Here is a 576-nt window from a genome sequence, read left to right as displayed (position 1 = left end):
GTACTTGTAGCCCTGCCACTTGTCGTAGGCGTCCTTGGTGACGACCTTCTCGCCGGCGTAGGAGATGCCGTTGTAGACCGTGACGAAGGCGTAGTCGCTGTCGTAGTCCTCGTACACCGCGAAGTCGTAGTGGGTGTACGCGGTCTTGCCGACGTAGATGCCCCAGGGGGACTTGCCCTGGTAGTAGCCGGGGATGAACACCCAGTTGTCGAGGGCGCCTTCCTGGACGTTCTCGTCGAACACGCAGTGCGCGGCGGTGGCGACCAGGTTGCGGTACTTGGCCTGCACCGACGACGCGGAGCACCAGTACTCCTTGTCACCGACGGTGAAGAACACCTTGCCGATGGTCTTGGGCAGGTTGACGTTCTTGACCTTGGTCGGGGTGACCTTCTCAAGACCGGTCGGGGGAACGGTGCCCGTCTTGCCGTCGGGCTCCGCCTCGCCGCCGCCGAGCTTGACCTTGCCCGAAACCTGCTGGTCACCGGTGAACTGCGCGGCGGCCCTGAGGTTGGCGCCACGGTTGCTCTGCCAGAAGTCCGCGGTCTTCTGCGCGGTGCTCGCCGACGCGAGCGACAC

The 576-nt window shown here is 64.6% G+C and carries 1 pseudogene; it reads right to left on the bottom strand.

From position 1 onward, the window contains the following. A pseudogene (locus PYR91_RS36350) lies at positions 1–576 on the bottom strand (hypothetical protein); the annotation flags it as partial.

It is taken from the genome of Sphaerisporangium sp. TRM90804, from assembly GCF_029846175.1.
Taxonomy (GTDB): Bacteria; Actinomycetota; Actinomycetes; order Streptosporangiales; family Streptosporangiaceae; genus Sphaerisporangium.
Note: the sequence above shows the minus strand (reverse complement) of the source record. Positions and strands in the feature narration are given on the sequence as shown.